Source organism: Dyadobacter sp. (assembly GCF_017744695.1).
Taxonomy (GTDB): domain Bacteria; phylum Bacteroidota; class Bacteroidia; order Cytophagales; family Spirosomataceae; genus Dyadobacter.
This window is the reverse complement of the sequence record NZ_JAGIAS010000009.1, coordinates 242818-261807: the sequence shown is the minus strand read 5'-3', so window position 1 is coordinate 261807 and position 18990 is coordinate 242818. Positions and strand designations below refer to the sequence as shown.

Sequence of the window (18990 nt, the reverse complement as noted above, 5' to 3'; positions counted from 1 at the left end):
CGGGATTAAGAAAGGAGATTCGTGGATCACATTATGCTGAACATCTGCCAGGCCATCATATAATATCCAATATTATCAGTGCTTTAATCGGACCAGTAGGTCGAGATGACACAACCGGGCCGGAGCGGAGAAGATTATCGAGAACAAGTTCGGTGCCCTGCCGGTCTTCACTGGGCTGAGAGAATGGGATAGACCGACTCCTATTCATGGCAAGGTTTGTGGGTTAGATTAATAAAAAGGCTAGACTATCTCTTGTTCAATTCAAGAGTGTTCCCGTTGCTCAGACGAATGCGCAAACCCGCAGGAAAAAAGGTATAACTGTTTTGCTCATATTCTTTAAGGAAAAAGGTGCCCGGTGAGGTAGCGTGCAGTTGCAGCGCGTAACTATCGCCGTAACCGTGCAGGGAAATATAAAGGTGTCCGTCCCGTAGAAAGACTTTGCTGGACATTGCAGAATCGGCTCTATTTACGTACACACCAGTGTAGCGTTTCAAAGTTGACGGCGGCACGGCAATTTCCTTTTGCAAGACCGCAAAGTTTACCCGTAACGCTTCCTGGAGTACTGCCGAAATAGCAGCACCGTGGTTCATTTCCGGGGCCGTATATGTGGTAATTGCCGCTCCGGGAACGTGCTGTGCGCACCACAACCGGAAGCGACGGATTTGATCGACCGTCTCGTGCTCATACGATCCGGCACCCATGAAAACTTTTGTGCGGAGCGTTCGAAGATTCGGTTCATATTTTCTTGCCGTAGGCAGCATATGCGTACCTCCATCGGCTGGCGCACCAATCATCACCGAAGAAAACAATGTAGGCTCACTGAATAAAGCGAACGTCGCAAACTTTCCGCCCATCGAATATCCGTAAAGCAGTTGATCTTGATCCACCCTGAAGTGCTCCTGCACCCATGGCATCACCTCTTTTTTCAGCGCGCGCAGAAACGCGGCACCGCCCTGGTCGGGATCGAGATCGCGATGACGCTTGTTCTCCCGGTCGCCATAGCCGATCGCAACGATGATCGGCTCATGCACCTGGTAATCCTGTTTCAGGTTACCCAACGCACTTACGGCGCTCGTAAATAGCCAATCGCCATCTGTGAGGTACAATACAGGATAGCTAGCAAGGGAATTATCGTATCCCGGCGGAAGAAAAACATATGTGCGAAAGCTATCCCCCACAGTTGGGGAATACCAGTCGAGCATTTTACCATACGACAGCGACATTGGCTGTTGCGGAATGCCTCGTGGCTGTGCTAATGCCGGCGCGGCAATAAGCAGGAATAAAATGAAGAAATATTTTTGCACGGTTCACAGATTTTGACACTCACTCGCTTCTGAGCGATTTGACGGGGTCGAGCAATGCAGTAGCAATGGTTTTCACGCCGATCCACAACAGCACCATTAGCAACTTAATGGTATAATTGAGGAGCATATTCTGATAGTTCTGATTTGCCGTCGTCTCATCAGGCGGGCCGAAAATGCCCCCTTCATTTGTTGAATGGAAGCGAAACAATTGTACCCGCTCTAAAAAATACCTCATTTCGCTCGAAAAGCCTCTTTTTCCTTTCCCTGCTTGTTCGAAATCGGACAGGCTAGTCCGCTATTGCTCGCGATCCATTTTTGGCGCAGTTCCGGGATCCACCACCACGATTTTACCAGTGTTCCAGCTTTCGGCGGGCTTGAAAGCCGTCGCGTCCGGCGGCGGGATGCATTGCAAAATCTTCACGCTTGCCCTCGAATACATTGGGGAAGTAGCACATCTTCATTAAATCCGGCGCCAAAGTGGTCGGGATCGATCTGGCAGAAATTCTGCTTATTGCAGTTATAAAAGTTGCTAAACGCCAATTCGGTTAATTTTTGACCACTTTCATATAAGTTCCGTCGTTGAACCGGATAAAATAAACGCCTGCAGGCAGCGACCGGACATCCAGATATTCCTCGTCGGACCTGAATCTCCATGTTTTCAGATTTATCCCGCCCATGTTAACCAGGCTCGCCGTGGTACCCGCAACTCCCCGCCTTTTGATCCGGAAGCCCTCGCTGGCCGGGTTGGGATAGACGAACGCGTGCTCCAAATCCTGAATTTTTAAACTAATTATCTTGCTAAAACTCTGACTACCGTCCCCTTCCGAGATCAGCAAACGGTAGTAAAGTTGTGCGCTGCTCAGTGGCGGATGATGACGGAAAGTATAGCTGGCCTCGGATGCCTGGGTAGCTGGCACCGTTCCGGCGTGTTGAAAATCGCGGCTGTTCGTACTGTACTGAATGCCATAGGCTGTAATATTCTCCTGCTCAACTACCCGCCAGTCCAGCGTGACAGCATTCTCCGGATCCGCCGCCCCGGCAAACGATACCAGCTTCACAGGCAGCGGGCTGGCTATCGATCCGATGAAAAAACCGCTGAAACCTTCAATCGTGAAACTGACCTCCCAACGCTGCAACGCCTCATGCCAGCGGATATTGGCGTCGTCCGGGTCAATTACCGATGGAGCACCCTGAAAATCGCCCGGCTTGCTTCCCGCCGTGCCCTCATATTGGAACACGCGAAGATTACTTTTGTGCACCTCATCGGTGGCATTGCCTGGGAGCGGGCCAGAAGGGAGTTCCAGATTGAAACGATCAAACTCGGCTTGCGTAAAATAGAGCGTCATCCTGGCCGACCCACCGGCGGGCCCATTGAAGAGGTAATGTCTCTGGACGTAGGGTGAGCCCTTGTGGAAAGCTACTTCGGCATCAATGTCTACGCGGCCCGTTACACTACCCGACAACGGAGTGTTGCCAGTAGGTTCCAGCCGCGCAACCAGCCGACAGGCTTCATCATTGGCCCAGAAATCGGTTACCGCGGTGACAGTCCTGCTGCTTTGGTCACCATTTTTAGCCAACGCGTCGGCCGCAGTCGGAAGTGTTCCCTGGTGCTCGAATGCGCCCAGATCGACCAGCAGATGCGCTATTCGTGTGTCGCCGTTCGCGTCAAGCGTTGCAATTCCAGGAAATAGGGAATTATTGCCCTTGTTCAATGCCGGGCTGCATGCCTGCAAACGATAATCGCCTCCGTTGGTGGGTGCGAGGTCGTATCCGGCCGGGGCTATAAAGCCAGGGATAGCCGCCCCCGGCAGGTTGCCCGATCCGACCGGCTGGCCCTGAACCAGGCTGTAAGTCAGCGTAGGATTGCTACCACCATAATTGCTGATGCCGGAGCGATTGCCGTAAACGATGCTATTGTGAATACTTGGCGAAGCATTGATGTTATTGAATATCCCGGCACCGTCATCGGCCTCATTTCCGGCGATGGTACAGTTGATAATCTGAGGCGAAGAGCCGTTTCGGTTAAGCATCCCGCCCCCGTTGTAGGCAGCGGCATTACCGGTTATCTGGCAGTTGACCACCAACGGCGACGACTGTTCGTCGTTGAAGATCCCCGCGGCATAGTTTGCGTAGTTATTCCGAATTATCAGATTGGCCAACCGGAGTTTCGAACCCAAACCATTTTGTTTAGTATAAATACCGCCGCCGTAGTTCTGCGCCACGTCGACGCCATTGTAACGGGTGCTTCCACCTCCATCGGTATAGCTATCCGTGACCACAAAGCCATTAACCTCGATACTATCCGAATCTGCCGGAATTCCGGCGATCACCATTACATGATAACTATTATCTGTCGGAGCACCGGCATCGCCTATCCCTCCGCTCAATATCGTGCGATTTGCGGCCAGGTTTCGCTGGCCGGTACCGGCATCGTATCCGCCAAAGATTTTAATGCCACCCCGACCGATATGAAACGCCTCTGCCCGGTTGGTACCCGAAGCAATGCCGGTGGGATAATAAGTACCTTTTGCTACCAGAATCGTATCCACATCAGTATCCGCATTGGCGACTGATAATGCATGGGAGAAGGTTTTGAATGCCGTTGGCCAGGAAATACCGTCAGCGCTATCGTCCCCCGCTGCTGCATCGACATACAGGACCCGCATCACTGCCTGCGCATGCTGGTTTTCATAGGCCCCCATATCGACGGACGTGCCAAAGGAGCGCGGACTACCGGCGAAGTCCTTGTCATTAGCTAAATTTCCTCCCGCTGTTGTGTAGGCACTGTTGCTCCCAGCATCGCGGGCGGGACTTAAATCGGTCAGATCCAGAAAGTTCGCATCTGTGGGGGTAACTGATGCGAACGCGGGATCGATGTCAATATTGCCACCGCCATCTACCCCTCGGAGGTCGCTCCAGTTGTCGCTTCCGCCCCAGTTAGCCACCAGACTGTTCGTAACGACCGGCAATTGATCCCCCGCGATGAAAATGGACGCTTCGGCGCTATTGCCGGCCCCGATTGCCTCATTGTCCCAGATAATCGTATTAGTTAAGCTCAGCGGTGCCTGAAAATTCAACAAAGCTCCGCCGCCCGACTGTTCGGAAACGTTCCCCCAGAATGTGCAGTTGGCTACAACAACGGACTCACTCACTCCGCTCATCATGCCTCCGGCCATTTGCGCCGTATTTTCCGACACGATGCTATTGACCAGCAAAATGGAGGGGCATCCTTCATTGATGATTCCGCCACCCTGGATAGAGTTGTTAGCGGTAATCCGGCTGTTTCTGATCGCCACGGTAGCGCGGTCGTTTCGCATAGCCCCTCCCCGCTGATCGGCCCTGTTCCCCTCGAAAATACATTTTGAGAAAGACACCTGGGTTTGCCCATTGAATAGCCCGCCGCCATCTGCCTCGACCGAATTTCGTAAAAACTCGCATCCGTTCAACGTGATCAATCCTCCGCCGTTGAGCATGGCCCCGCCATTTCGGGCTGAGTTTTCGATGAAGTTGGTATTGGTGATGGTCGGATTACTTCCCTGGTTTCCCATTCCACCTCCTGCATCGGACGTATTGCCTGTGAACCTGCAATCCGTAAAGGAGGAATTGGATTGAACGTTGCCCGCTCCTCCCCCGGAAGAAGATGAGGTGTTATCCGAAAACGCACAGTCGTTGAAGGTGGGCGCCGCAGTAAAATTGCCCGCACCACCACCGGTTTCAGCCGCATTTGAATGAAATGTACAATGCGAGAACACCGGCTCCGAAGCTGAACCAAAAACGAGCGCACCTCCACCCAAAACTCCCATATTCCGGTAAAACAGGTTATTTTTCACCGACAGGGACGAGTTCGCCAAATACATTCCGCCACCCGCCGACGACATAACAAACTGCCCGTTTACCGCAAGCATGTCCGCCATACTGTCGTCGGCCTTACCGCCGGAAATCGTAAAACCATCGATGCTTCCCGCCCCGACTGTCCCTCCCGCCAGGACCACGTGGCGTACATTTTCTGCATGATTTTCGAAATTGTCGGGACTATCATTTCCGGCCAGGTCGCCGCTCAATACGGTACCCTGGCCAGGTGTCGCTACGTTGGGAAGTATACGCGCATCGTCGAGATCTTCAATTCCGGCAGCCGGGTCAAACCCGCCATAAAGCTGTACGTCGCGCACCATGACGAACCCATTGTTTCTGCCGCCGTTGGTGGTGTAATACCGGTCGTCTAAGTGATATGCCGGCAGATACTTCCCTTTGGCAACGAAAATACGAAGGGGGTTCGCGCTGCTCCAACCGTGGTCGCCGGCAGCATATTCTTCCCGGGCCCATTTGAGCGCATCTGCCAGTTGCGGAACTGCATTGGCCCAGGAATTCCCGGCACCCGTATAGCCGCCTGCTCCGGTGTTCACATTGATATCGACATACAGAATGTTGTTGCCGTCGGGCGAAATCCCCTGACCTGACGCAGTTGTATGAAGAAAAGCAATCCCGTGCCAGCACACGAGCATAGTCCAAAAGGCCCGGTGACCGTTAACCCAACGACCGCAGCCTATCGATATAATTTGTAGAAGTTTTTCCATAGTATCGCAAAGTGAATCAATTCGCGGTTACCAGGGTATCCCTCTTTTGGGGGGGTGGGTTTACTTGTATTTGCGGCTAATGAGCGCGTGGCGGCTGTTTACCTGAAGCTTTTCGTAGATATTCTTAATGTGATATTTTACAGTTTCCAGGGAAATGTCCATTCGAATAGCCACTTCCTTGTTGGTAAGGCCTTCTTCAATCGCCAGGACGATTTGTGATTCCCGGGGCGTCAGGTTGTCCGACAGCTGACCTGCATTTTTGGGATTGAAATACTCAACCACCTTCCGCGCTATACCTGGCGACATCGGCGCACCGCCCTGATACAAGGATGTTACCGCCTCTTTGATCTGCGGTAAAGGTGTTTGTTTCAGCAAATAACCCGTTGCGCCATTGCACAATGCCTGGAAGATGCGGCTCGCATCGTCGTACACTGTGAGCATCATCACACTGCATTTAGGAGCCCGTCGTTTAATACGCGAAATGCCCTTGATGCCCGACTCCCCCGGCAGGCCGATATCGGACAAGACGATATCCAGGTAGATGGCATCGTTCCATTGTTCAAAAAACGACTCTACCGACGGCGCCGATAATAAAACGATAATGCCCGGCTGGGTCCCCAGGTACTGGTCCAGCATACGCCTGATCTCATCGTCGTCTTCAATAATGCCCAATCGTATCATTACACAAATCTAGGCTACGGCTCTTTCAGTTTATATCCCCCTTTTGGGTGGTATCTCGAAAACAATTCGAAAAATGCCTCCCGCATCACTCACCGAAAGCTTTCCCCCGATTTTTCCGGCGCGCAATTCCATATTTTCCAGCCCTCGCCCTCCCTGGCGTCCACCCGGAGTGGCCGGTTTTGGCAGGTAGCCGTTAGATAGAGTCAACCTGATAACCGGTTCAACATGCAATGAAATCAGAATTTCAGTCCCGTCGCTATATTTGATGGCGTTTATCAGGGCTTCCTTAAAAATAAGGAAAAGGTTCTGCCGGACGGCTTGGGAAACTTTGCCCGATTCTACCTCCGCGCCTTCCTCAAACCGGTATTTAAATTCCAGTTCCTCTTTGAGCCTGTACACATAATCCTTCATCCGGATCACCAAATCTTTCATGGTATCAAACCGCGAGTCGATAGACCATACCATGTCACTCATCGTTAAAAGGGCCTGTTTGCTCGTGTCGGCGATCAGCTCCAATTGCCTGCTTTGCCGCTCGGCTGCTTCCTGTTCACCGGTAGTTAACCGACCAGCGGCCACCGGACTGCCGGCCACCGGATCGCCGGCCGCCGGATCGCCGGCCGCCGGATCGCCGGCCGCCGGACTACTAACCAGCGTACTCGCCTGAAAAAAAATCCTCGTCAGCGAACTACCCACTTCATCATGCAGGTCCGCTGCGATGCGGTTACGGATATCCTGCTCGCGGCGGATCTTCGCGATGCGGCTGTGGTACCATGCCACTACGATAGCCACTGCGCACAGCCCGAGTAATCCACGGAACCACCAGGTCTGTGAAAAATGTGGCTTTTTGATGACCGTCACTACATTCTGTTTGCTTTCCAAACCGAAGCTCCGGGTTCGCAAATTAAGTTTGTACGTTCCTGGCGATGGCTCGATGAGCGAAATAAACTGCCCGCGTATGAGCGGCTCCCAGTCGCCATCATTCAGCGCATATGTCACCTGGCTGTTGGCACGGTAGTTGCCGGGGGTGCCTACATACAATGCGGTCAGGCTTTGGTTGTGATCGAGCGATAGCTGCGTCTCTCCGCGGTAAGGCCAGCTATAATCCCTGACTCTCTGCCCGGCTTTGCCGGTGGAAGTATGAATCTCGGTCACATAGCTATCGAGCTGGTCATTTTTGTCGAACCAATTATGGTTCATATTCAAAACGGTGTAACCCATTAACCCTCCCACATATACGCGCTTCCGCGTCTTATCCACAAAGGAGGCACCCGAATTGAATTCCGATTGACTCAATCCCTCCGCCATACCAATGCGCCGCACACGCTGCTGTCCATCCACAAGATTCAACCCGTCGGCAGTACCCAGGATCATCACATCACTTACCCGTTCCAAACTGTAAACCAAATTGTTGCTGAGACCATTTTCAGTAGTCAACTGCTGTAACGCGCGGCCATTGCTGTCCATCACTACCAGCCCCGCCCCCTGCGTAGCGACCCATAGCTTATTACCATCGGCGATCACCTTGTAAACGCCGGTATTCCCCGACTTCGGGTATTTTTTCAATAGTCTTCCCTGTTTTAACTCAAAAAGCCCCAGGTTGGTGCTCAGCAGCAGCTGTTCCCCGGAGAGCTGTTGTATATGCCTGATCTGCAGATCGAGTGCATGGGGCGAGCCGCCGGTAAGTTCATAACGGTCGAGTTGCCGGCTCTTTTTATTCAGCAGCCAGAGCCCGTTCATTCCACCTATCAGGAAATTGTCCGCTGTTTCACCCAGGCACATCACGTAAATCGGAAGGTGCGCCATGTACTTCGCCCGCGCATTAGGAGCGAGGCTATATTGGAGAGGTTCAATCCTCCGCTCCCGCCTGTTGAATACTTTCAGGAATCCGCCTTCTGTGCCAACCAGCAGCTCATTATCGTTCATGGGGAACATCGTGTAGGCATGCTTCAATTCGGGAAATGCAATAGCTTTTCCGCCAGCATCCACATACCCCGCCCCGCTATACGTGCCATAGAAGAGCGAGCCATCCGGGTAAACATGCATGCCCCGCACGCTTGTATTAGGCCCGGAATTGGCTATGTTTAGTTCCGAAAGTCCTTTTGTTTTAGGATAAGCCACAAATATCCCCTCTTCTGTTCCGAGCAAAATTTCACTCCTGGTGATCTCCGCGGCTACGGTCCTGAACTTGCGTTTGGTCGGGATTTTCAGCCTCTGGCGCAAGCCTAACGCAGGATCCATCACGCACAAAGCATCATCTTCGGCGTAAACGTGCATGTCCGTTCCTTCTTTCAATACAAAATACTTGTCCTCCGACAGCTCAAAGCCCCGCGGCCGCATTTGTCGGGCGAAACCTTCCTCCAACCGGATATTGACACCATCGGGAACATCCACAAACAGCGTATCCGAACAGCCTATCAGCGTTCTCACATAACTGTCCTCTCCCGGCAATTTCCTGATTTGCGTTCTGTAACCCCTGGCAGGGTCGATAGACAACAGACTGCCGCCAGTCGTACCCACCCAAATCTTATTTTTCCAGACCGTCATCCCCCTCGGAGACAATTTATTGCTCGATTTTTTACCTAGCTCAAACAGATCGTCTACCCGGAAGAACCGGTTTCCTTTCACCAGCAGTAAATGCCCGTTTTCGTAGGCCACGGCAACGGTCGAATCGGCCAGCTCGGTAATCGAGTATACTACGCGGTCCTGAACCGGTGGCAGCAGGGACGACGCTACCGTATGTACCTTCCAGTTCCTCAGATCAAGGTAGCTGAGGTTGGCGTTGCCGGTCATCCATAACCTGTCGTGCTTATCGATGAGAATGTGCTGTGGCATGTCCGTCGTATGAACCTGGTCTGCGATCGTTTTTAAAATATCGAGCGATCGGTAACCGTCGTACCGGTATATTTCACCGTTGGTCAGAAACCATACGAATCCTTTACTATCCGTAGCTACATCTTTGATCAGCACTTCATCCCGGTCAGGAAAAAGTTTGAGTTTGGTGATCACGTAGTTCTGCGCGACTGCCGGTTTAAACAAACTTTCTAACGATAATCCAAGAAAAAAAATAGCCGAACGCAGCCACTTTACGCCGGAAGTATTCATAGCATGATTGAGCGTATAATGTAACCCACAGTTAATCTATGAAAATCCGGTAACTTTTAAATATTTGTCAGAATATCTTTTCAAATGGGAGGATTCGAAGCTACCGACCACCGCATTTTGATTTGGGCTGACCCCGGCATTTCGGATTGTATTGGCCACAATATCCCTGCTCAACTAAATCATTCGATGCGGTATTAATGCGATTAGAAAATCGATCGCCATTATCTGAGTTTTGCGGAAGTAACTACAAAAGGTAAAGGAGTCAAATTCATTGTTTCAAGGGTCTTAGAAGCCAAAAAATAACCCGTCACGTAGATGGCTAAACTATCTTGCATAAATTGTTTCGGAAGATTGCACCCGCCCCAAGCAACGCCATTGGACGCAATCAGTTGGCTACCGCTGGCTAATCCGCCGCTTAATTGTACTGTTACCGGAACATCGACTACATATTCGTCACGTGTTAACCCTTCGTACCCAGAATAACAATCCAGTGCTACTGAACTAATTTTATCTTCCTTACAATTTAGGAAATTCAGCATGCATATACCGGTGAATAAAAGGCTTTTCATCAGCCGGTCTGGTTTTGGAAGATTTATCGACATATCAGTAGAGATCCAATTAAGACTATTCTGTTTACCGGACTCATTTAAAGGTGGTTTAGTTGGAAGTATCGGTCGCGGCCAGCGAACGTTAATGCGCTGTCGGCAAGGGGGTACATCACTCCTTTTTTAAGCTTTAAATTCAGTTCGTTTTGCCACCTTCAGGGCAGGAGAAATTTAAAATTAGGTGGTCAGTTTCATCTTGATTTCCATTCCCTGGCAAATCCGATTAGTCTAATGGCTTCAAAGAAAGCATCGAAGCTATTTTATTACAAGCCCAAAAATGAAGAAGCTTATTTCGCACGCTCAATTATTTCATCACCCAGATCGAGTGACAGACTCAGAATATTTTTGATCAATGACATGCCGTTATCGCTGTTGGTGAATAGTACTATCCCTCTCTGCGACTTTGGCAATAGTATAATGATAGTCCGTACACCGGGATCGGCCCCGGAATGCATTATCACAAATTCGTCGCTTTTCAGGCCTTTAAAAAGCTGCCATCCCAACCCATATGTGTGCTTTTTATCTTGAAACGTGATCATTTCGCTATACACGTGGCTATTTAATTCTTTTTTATTCAATACGTTGGCTCCAAACCGGGTATAGTCGGCAATAGTGGTCATCAGCAAATCTGCGGCGGAAGGTTGCGTATACTTTTTAATCGGAAGCGGTTCTCGATTACGGTCGTGCGCTACTGCAAACCGGTCCTGGTCCATATCTTCATCCCAGTAGAATCGGGTGTCGACCATTTTGTCGGGTTTGAGAAGATATTTTCTGACGATTTCCTCAAACGGCAACTTGAACCTGTTTACCAGTGCCTGTTTCAAATATTCAAGTCCTTCCCCGGAATATTGCGTTTGCGTTCCTGGTTCAAAATCAAAGGTCAGCTTGCCACTCTTGTGTAACCATCTCCAATTCACAAATCCCGTTTGATGTGAGATAACGTGCCTGGTTGTTAATCGCTTGTGGCGTGGGTCATCCGCTACCTGCGGATCGGTCCAATAATGGAACAGTGGTTCATCCAAATCCCACAACCCCTTGCTGACCAGACGCAAAGTCGTCATTTCGGTAACAGGCTTTGTTAGTGAAGCCACCTGAAAAATAGCATTTGAAGGGGCGGGCGTCCCCTTCCTCAATTCGCCCAATACTTTGGTCTGGGAAACCTGGCTATTCTCTATCACCCCGATCGCCAATGCCGGGACCTTATGCTCGTGCATGAGCCTTTTGAGCGTAGAGTCTGCCGGAATATTAATTTGCTGATATTGTGAAAAAGCTTGCTGTACGATGAACAGAAATACAAGAATGAAAGCGATCTTCTTCATGGCTGGTTGGGGTAAAAGGTTTAAAACAACGAATTTTTCAATGGCCCTGCCGACGAAAACGGGCGGAGCAGCACCTGCCCTTTCTGGACATTCTTCATAAAAATGGGGAGTTTGGTCCTTACAGACTCCCTGTACTGGCTTTTATGACATTGGTAGGCGCGCCCCAACCTTACGTAGTCGATACTATCCAGGCTGATACGCACGGTGAGGTGTGATGAATCAACAGTTAAATAAGTTGCCCAGCTCTGTTCATTGATACTTCCTGTTGGAAGCGCCGGATAATACAGTTTCGGTTTCCATGGCCAGGATCTGGATTCAAATACTTCCGTTACAATGTTTCCGATCAATCTATGGTCCGGGTGCCCGGTCATACCTGCGGCTCCGAAAGTGAGCACTGCATCTGGCTGATAAAGCTGAAACAGAGAATCAATTTTGTATCGTAGCAAGTCAATTTGGCTCTGTAATTTACCTTCGCTTGCCAATAGTTGGTCTGGAAGACCTAACCATATTGGTTTTTCAAGTCCCAGGACATTGCCGGAACAAGACATTTCGTCCCGTCTGATCTCCACTAATGTTTTGCCTTCGGGGACTTTATAAAAATCTGTTTGCCCCAAAGCACCGTTTGTTGCCACTACAACGCGGACCTTCACTCCCCGGGCAGCATAGTGACTCAATAGGGCTCCCATCAACAGCTCATCATCCGGGTGTGCCACAACGGCCATTATCACATGCCCCGCTTCCTTGTTGATGGCTTTTTCGGTGTAGCTGCCCTTATTATAAAAGCCGGTACTTAATAGTGCAAGCAACGGGACGTAAAATAGTTTGTTCATAGCTAAGACGGTTGAGAAATTAGTTGCTCCGGGCAAACGTGTACCCATCGATTTTTCTGTAAAACAAGGGAACAAAATGCCAGGAAACCTCTCAAAATGAAATTTGAGAGGTCGTTACAAAGCGTTTTGTACTAGCAAAATGTAAGGTGAGAGCTTAGCTGTGCTGCTCCTGGAACTCTTTGGGGGAGCAGTTGGTGTGTTTTTTGAACACCCGGTAGAAGCTCGCTTCGGAATTAAAACCCGAGTCCAACGCGATTCCGAGAATCGACAGGTGGGATAAACGACCACTAACAAGCTTGTCTTTTACTTCCTCTACCCGGTGTTCATTGATAAGGTCGCGAAAGCTCTTTTCGTAACACTTACTGATTGTGAAAGACAATACGTTGGGCGATACGTCCAGTCGCCGGGCCATTTCTGTAAGCGTGATCGTTGGATTTCGATATATCTTCTCTTTTTCCAATAACACTTCAATCGCCGTGTAAATCTGCGGAAGTTTTTCCGGCGACACCGGCGCGATCTGGTCTGCCTTACTCACAATGACAGTTGCTTGCAGAGGCAAATTCGTTTGTTTGCTTGCCTGAAAACCGATGTAATAGATGATCACCGTCATCAGAAAATAAAACAACTGCCAATGGAAAAAATTGGCTTGCCCGTAGTTGATTCCATAATCCAGCGTAATGTTGGCGAGTAATAGTATCGTTAATCCGCTTATGAGCAGCAACAGATTTCTCAACCAACCGTAGGTCGGGTATGAGCTATCAGAGATCGTATCATTCAGCCAGGATCTGTACATTTTCAGACGCCTGATACTGAGAAACAAATAGATCCCAAAGGAGAAAACAGACAAGTAGTCTTCAATTTCTTTGACAGAATTATAGGCAAGCGCGGCAGCTACCTTACTCTTCTCTGAAAAGTCGTCAAGCGGCAGCACGCACACATACACCAGTAAAGCGTGAGCCATTAACAAGAAAGAAGGTAAAAGGTGGAGTATGGCCCGTCGCGGGAGTTTGGGTGAGGACCCGGTAATAGAAACTACGTACAAATACAGCAGTGGTTGGATAGTCAGGTCGACAGCCAACGGGAAATAGCGAAAAAAACGAGTATTCCAAAGGCCCAGTGTATGCAGCAATATTTTACAGTTCAAAAGGACAGTCGTAATTAAAATCCAGGCCAGCAACTGGTCCGCGCTGCTCCGATTACGACGAAAGAGCTGGATACTCACAATTAGACCTTGAAGTACCCCGATCAAGACGATGACATCAAACAAAGAGAATTGCACAACGAGGAATTCTTAAAATTTTATTGACGATATAGCATTCTCCCTCCGCGCTTCGAAGTCCATTAACACGGCTGAACAAAGATCAAAACAGGGCGAGTGAGCCTAAACGCTGATAATTTAAGGTAATTTAGTTTTAGTAGCAGCAACTTGTAGAAGGGAACGCGAAAGTATCCGACCGGGCGACCTTCGTCCGATTTGCACATGCGCTTAGGGAGGACTTAGCGGAGAACCCTCAAAACTGGGAAAACAGGATCCTTGCCGACTTCCTGGCTTTGATAAGTTCGACGAGCCACTGAGGTGAATTAGTTTTCCCCATTTCTCTCTACAAAAACCTCATTTTAATGGTTACTTTTTTATTTATCCGCTTTCAAAAGTCACTGCATTCAAAATATAGCATACGAATTAAATAGAAATCTATAAGTCAGGGACACCAAATCTAAATTGACGTGAAGTTTATAGGACTCCCAATTTTTGATGTTTAAACATATCTTTGTTGTAAATCGAAGTGGTTTTTTGCCACTTCGATTTTTTTTGACAACCAGGGCCTGAAAATCAGCCATATACAAATTACGTCATAATGAGTTTGATGTTAAAACCCCTTCAATAAACCAAACTTCGTAAAACAAAAAGTATACGCTGAAATTGAATATGCTGAAAAAATTAAAAGCTGGATTGCACATTTTGGTTTGTTGGGTGTTCATTTTATCAAAGGTATATGCCCAGGAGCGGCGTATCACCGGTAAGGTCATTGACGAAAGAGGTGCGGGATTGTCCGGCGCAATTATCGTTTCAAAAGGCCCCGCCAAAGCGATCAGCTCGGATGCAAGCGGAGATTTTTCTACTAGTCTGGCATCAAATGATACGTTGGTTGTTTCTATGAAAGGGTACATTACCAAAGAAGTTCAGATCACCGGTTCCATGACTACGGTCAGCGTGTCGCTCGAACCTGATGTTGATACTCAGAAAGAGATTGTTTTTACTACCCTTGGTATCCAAAGAGAGAGAAAGACGTTGACCTATGCCACACAGCAGATTAGTGGTGATGAATTGCGTAGCGCGGCTAATATAAATTTTGTTGATGCGCTCAACGGTAAGATAGCGGGTCTTGACATTAAAGTAAACAGCTCCGGTGTTGGTGGTTCGACAAGGGCTTTACTACGTGGGAGCAGATCGCTCCAAGGATCCAGTGAGCCACTGTATGTGATCGATGGTATTCCCATGGTCAACAACAAGGGTGACCAACCAGGCTCTTTTGGTGGAACAGATGGCGGAGATGGTCTTTCCATGATTAACCCATCGGATATTGATCGCATCAACGTATTGAAGGGGGCCAATGCCTCCATCCTTTATGGCAGCCAAGGCGCTAACGGTGTCGTCCTGATCACAACTAAAAAGGGTAAGGAAGGCAAGATATCCGTGGACCTTAATTCAAGTACAGTTTTCGAACAGGTATCCGGCCTTCCCAAATTCCAGTATCGTTATGGAACGACCGGTAACGATTATAACTGGACTCCCGTTGGAACAGCGGTTGTCAAATCAGACGACTACCAGAAAGACTATATTAAGGACTTTTTCCAGACGGGCATAACAGCTGCAAACGCAGTATCAATCGCAGGAGGGAACGCCAAAACAAATGTCTACTTTTCCTACGCTAATGTTTCTTCGACGGGCGTAATGCCCACAAGCAGCTACCATAAAAATAACTTTTCGTTCAGACAAAGTACCAAGCTGCTGCATGACAAGATTACACTAAGTTCAGGCGTGATTCTGTCCTCGGAAGTATCCAGGAACCGGCCGGGTGCAGGTTACGATAACAACCCGCTCACAGGTTTATATTTGTTTGCCAGGGAGCGTGACTTCAACAGCTACAAAGCCAATTACGCCGTGTTCAATCCAATCAGGAATTTGTACATGATGAACTGGTATTCGACGGAAGAAAAGCAAAATAATCCTTATTGGGAAATTAACAAAAACTCCAAGCTACAATCCTCCAAAAGGATCATTGCAAATGCAAAAATCTCCTACGATATCATAAAGAATCTAAAATTTGAAGTACGGGGCAATATCGATTACAACAACGTTTTGGACGATAAGCGCTACGCAGCGGCAGGCAATGCTGTAAGTGTCAGCCCCAACGGGACCTGGAACTACGCAGCATATACTGATCAATCCATTTATACCGACGGCATTTTCACTTACAACAAAAGCTTTGGTAAACTCAGTTTAAATGCACTCGCAGGTCTCAGCTACCAGGAGAACATATTCTATGATGGCATGACCGTTAACAATGGAACTGTATCGCTGCAATATCCAAACGTATTCACATTTGCGAACATGCCCTACAATGTGATGTTTAATAACGACGCACGTTATAGTAAAATGACCAAAAAGGGGGCGTTTGCCAATCTGTCTGTCGGATTTAAGGATTTACTCTTTCTGGATCTGGCAGGACGTAATAACTGGCCTTCTACCCGGGACTTTATCGGTAGTCAGTCGAATCTCAATCTGTCCGTTGGTGGAGCTGCGATCATCAGCAAAATGGCTCATTTACCTGATGCGATATCACTATTGAAGGCAAGAGCTTCGTTGTCACAAACAACAAATGAGGTGCCTTACAACATTGAGAGCGCATTAATTACCAATGGCGGGGCGGGTGGCCCAAATGGCCCGGGTGGCCTCAACGTCGTGACGCGTGCGGCCTTCTCGAAGCTCAAACCCGAGAAAGTTGTTACCAATGAATATGGAATTGAAGCCTATTTTTTCAAGGACAAGCTGGGACTGGACTTTACAATATATAATAGTTGGAGTACCAATCAATTTCTTCTTTTGCCGGGACCTCCGGGGTCGGGAGTAGCCATCATGTACTTTAATGCCGGAAAAATCACCAACAAAGGATTTGAACTGACCTTGAATGCTGAGGCGTTCCGCACAGATCGCTTCACGTGGACTACTTCGCTTAATACTTCGCAGAATCAAAACAAAATTATCGAACTGGTCGCGCCTTATCCTTCGTATCAGATAGGTAGCGACAATGAAGGTTTTACATCGCTGAGCAAAGCCGGCGGATCGATCAACGACTTGTACATCTATCAATTTGCCCGAAACGCCGACGGACAGATCATTTTGTCTTCCGCAGGTTTTCCAACCAAAGAAGATACTCCGGCAAAAGTGGGCAATGTCAATCCCAAATTTCTGCTGGGATGGAAGAACAACTTTCATTATCGTAACTTCTTTGCCAGTGTTCTCGTAAACGGGAAATTTGGTGGAGTGGTATTATCTAAAACAGAAGCATTTCTGGACTCATACGGGGTGAGTGAGAGGACTGCGGCCGTAAGAGATGGCGAAAAAATAGCTATTCATGCAGTGGGAGTCGATGGGGCGGCCGTTACTTCGATTGAACCATACACCTATTTTTCTGCCTTGGGTGATCGGAATAGAATCATGGAGCCCTATGTATTTTCCAGAACGAACGTCAGGCTGGGACAGTTTGTCGTGGGCTATACAATCAAATCCAGAACGGCAAAACTAATATTCAAAGATGCTTCCATATCCCTAGTTGGTCGGAATTTACTTTTCTTTTACAAAAAGGCGCCTTTCGATCCCGAACAGGCCATGAGCACCAGCAACTCGCTGCAATCCGCGGATGTGTTTGGTATGCCATCGACGAGATCATACGGGTTAAACCTTAAGTTTTCATTTTAAAACATAAAATCATTTACATGAAAAAGATATTTGTCGCATTTGTGACTCTGATTGCGCTTGCTGCTTGTTCTAAAAAGTCTGTCGAGGTGGAGCCAGATGTCGACCCAAGAACAACTCCAAATTTCGGTCAGCTAGGCCCCCGTTTTCCCCTGGTGATCTTCAACCTCAACGGGCATCAGACCGAAGAAGACCTTTCTGCTGACAATTGGCTTGGGTATATGGGCACTCCTTCGATTTTTCTCAATAATGTTAATAACAGCACTTACAGCATCACCTGGAATTCATTTTGGGGGCGGGAATACAGCAACGTCATGGCTCCTACAAAACAAATGATACAAATTGCCACAGCGAACAAATTACCTTTGTTTGCCTCCTGGGCTAAGCTGGTCCGTATTTTGGCTATGTCCAAACTAACGGCCGTACACGGCCCCATCATTTATTCTCAATACGGAATCAATGCCAGTTCAATTCCCTACGACAAGGAATCCGACTTGTACCCGCTTTTCTTTAAACAACTGGATTCTATCCAGACTGATTTTAACGCCAAAAAAACTTATGCCGAATTCAAAGATTATGACCCGTCAAATTATGCCGGCAGCATTCCGCAATGGCAAAAAGTGATTAACTCCTTACGTCTTAGACTGGCCATGCGTTTGTCAAAAGTAGATCCGGCCCAGGCGAAAATTCAAGGCGAAAAAGCTTTGAAAGATCCGGCTGGTTTGATCAACACCAACGCAGATAATTTCACCAATTCGCTGATGGGACAAAAGATACCGGTAGCCCAAATTTGCTATGAATGGGATGATACACGAATGGGTGCGGCAATGGAATCCTTTTTGGTGGGTTTAAAAGATGGTCGGATATCTAGATATTTCGCTCCCGTAGCCACTCCGGCTTTATATGCAGACCATCCGTCCGTCCCTTACAAAGGCATCCGGAACGGCGGACACATAAACGCCAAAGCGGATCACGTGCCTTTCTCCAAGGTAAGTGAAGATTTCAACACGGTAACCAGCAGAAGAAATTTCACCGCTGCGGAAGTCTCTTTCCTCAAAGCGGAGGCCGGACTCAGGGGCTGGGCCGGAGCCGGTGACCCTAAAACAAATTATGAAGACGGCGTAAAGTTGTCCTTTGCAGATTGGGGGGCAGCTGGTGCAGATGCTTACCTGGCTGACAAAACCAGCAAGCCCATCAATTATGTGGATCCTGTCGATGCCCGCAATAACTTCACCGCGCTTTCAACCATTACCGTGGCATGGGACAACAACGACTCAAACGAATTGAAACTGGAAAAGATCATTACTCAGAAGTACATTAACAACTTCACCAATACGCTCGAATCCTGGGTAGATTTCAGGAGAACAGGCTATCCCAAAATCCCTTCTGCCGCCAAAAACGCCAGCAACCCAACCTGGGGAGTTATTCCTGCGGGAGAATTTATAAAAAGAATGCCTTTTGACAACGCGGAGCGAACGGGTAATACCGCTGCGGTTGCCGATGCGGTAACCAAAATGGGAGCTGGCGCGAAGGATGACATCGCAACTCGCCTTTGGTTTGACACCGGTAAGGCCGCTAATTTTTGATGTCTGACATG

General features: G+C 48.6%; 11 protein-coding genes. 2 read left to right on the top strand and 9 right to left on the bottom strand.

The annotated features are described in order from the left end of the window. Positions 1–245: 245 nt before the first annotated feature. From J7619_RS27740 to J7619_RS27700, 9 genes are all read right to left on the bottom strand, one after another. Positions 246–1304 (bottom strand): alpha/beta hydrolase-fold protein, encoded by a 1059-nt coding sequence (locus J7619_RS27740; protein WP_291206901.1) that lies wholly within the window; start codon positions 1302–1304, stop codon positions 246–248. A 295-nt stretch (positions 1305–1599) separates the two neighbouring features. Next, entirely contained in the window at positions 1600–1743 is a 144-nt protein-coding gene (locus tag J7619_RS27735; RefSeq protein ID WP_291206898.1) for a hypothetical protein, read from the bottom strand. Positions 1744–1849: 106 nt separating this feature from the next. Next, the gene (locus tag J7619_RS27730) at positions 1850–5878 is read right to left on the bottom strand and encodes a choice-of-anchor Q domain-containing protein (protein ID WP_291206895.1); all 4029 of its coding nucleotides are present in this window, start codon (positions 5876–5878) and stop codon (positions 1850–1852) included. Between the two features lie 60 nt (positions 5879–5938). Then, positions 5939–6559 carry a response regulator transcription factor gene (locus tag J7619_RS27725; protein WP_291206892.1) on the bottom strand — a complete coding sequence of 207 codons (621 nt, stop codon included), beginning with the start codon at positions 6557–6559 and terminating at the stop codon, positions 5939–5941. 30 nt (positions 6560–6589) lie between these two features. Continuing rightward, entirely contained in the window at positions 6590–9595 is a 3006-nt protein-coding gene (locus J7619_RS27720) for a hypothetical protein (protein ID WP_291206889.1), read from the bottom strand. Between the two features lie 287 nt (positions 9596–9882). After that, on the bottom strand, positions 9883–10230 hold the full coding sequence (locus tag J7619_RS27715) for a hypothetical protein (protein WP_291206886.1): 348 nt from the start codon (positions 10228–10230) through the stop codon (positions 9883–9885). 323 nt (positions 10231–10553) lie between these two features. Next, positions 10554–11585 (bottom strand): serine hydrolase, encoded by a 1032-nt coding sequence (locus J7619_RS27710; RefSeq protein ID WP_291206883.1) that lies wholly within the window; start codon positions 11583–11585, stop codon positions 10554–10556. 20 nt (positions 11586–11605) lie between these two features. Then, positions 11606–12415 carry a PIG-L deacetylase family protein gene (locus J7619_RS27705; RefSeq protein ID WP_291206880.1) on the bottom strand — a complete coding sequence of 270 codons (810 nt, stop codon included), beginning with the start codon at positions 12413–12415 and terminating at the stop codon, positions 11606–11608. Positions 12416–12569: 154 nt separating this feature from the next. Then, positions 12570–13376, bottom strand: coding sequence for an AraC family transcriptional regulator (locus tag J7619_RS27700; RefSeq protein WP_291206878.1), 807 nt, complete (start codon positions 13374–13376; stop codon positions 12570–12572). Between the two features lie 966 nt (positions 13377–14342). Here J7619_RS27700 and J7619_RS27695 point away from each other — a divergent pair. After that, a complete protein-coding gene (locus J7619_RS27695; protein WP_291206875.1) occupies positions 14343–17396 on the top strand; it encodes a SusC/RagA family TonB-linked outer membrane protein in 3054 nt (1017 codons plus the stop codon). 17 nt (positions 17397–17413) lie between these two features. After that, complete coding sequence (locus J7619_RS27690; protein ID WP_291206872.1) at positions 17414–18979, top strand: SusD/RagB family nutrient-binding outer membrane lipoprotein; 1566 nt, start codon at positions 17414–17416, stop codon at positions 18977–18979. Positions 18980–18990 lie beyond the last annotated feature (11 nt).

Excerpts from the sequence above, each read along its gene's own strand:
- J7619_RS27735 (WP_291206898.1), bottom strand. The coding sequence starts at position 1,743 with ATGTATTCGAGGGCAAGCGTGAAGATTTTGCAATGCATCCCGCCGCCG.
- J7619_RS27730 (WP_291206895.1), bottom strand. The coding sequence starts at position 5,878 with ATGGAAAAACTTCTACAAATTATATCGATAGGCTGCGGTCGTTGGGTT.
- J7619_RS27725 (WP_291206892.1), bottom strand. The coding sequence starts at position 6,559 with ATGATACGATTGGGCATTATTGAAGACGACGATGAGATCAGGCGTATG.
- J7619_RS27715 (WP_291206886.1), bottom strand. The coding sequence starts at position 10,230 with ATGAAAAGCCTTTTATTCACCGGTATATGCATGCTGAATTTCCTAAAT.
- J7619_RS27710 (WP_291206883.1), bottom strand. The coding sequence starts at position 11,585 with ATGAAGAAGATCGCTTTCATTCTTGTATTTCTGTTCATCGTACAGCAA.
- J7619_RS27705 (WP_291206880.1), bottom strand. The coding sequence starts at position 12,415 with ATGAACAAACTATTTTACGTCCCGTTGCTTGCACTATTAAGTACCGGC.
- J7619_RS27700 (WP_291206878.1), bottom strand. The coding sequence starts at position 13,376 with ATGGCTCACGCTTTACTGGTGTATGTGTGCGTGCTGCCGCTTGACGAC.
- J7619_RS27695 (WP_291206875.1), top strand. The coding sequence starts at position 14,343 with ATGCTGAAAAAATTAAAAGCTGGATTGCACATTTTGGTTTGTTGGGTG.
- J7619_RS27690 (WP_291206872.1), top strand. The coding sequence starts at position 17,414 with ATGAAAAAGATATTTGTCGCATTTGTGACTCTGATTGCGCTTGCTGCT.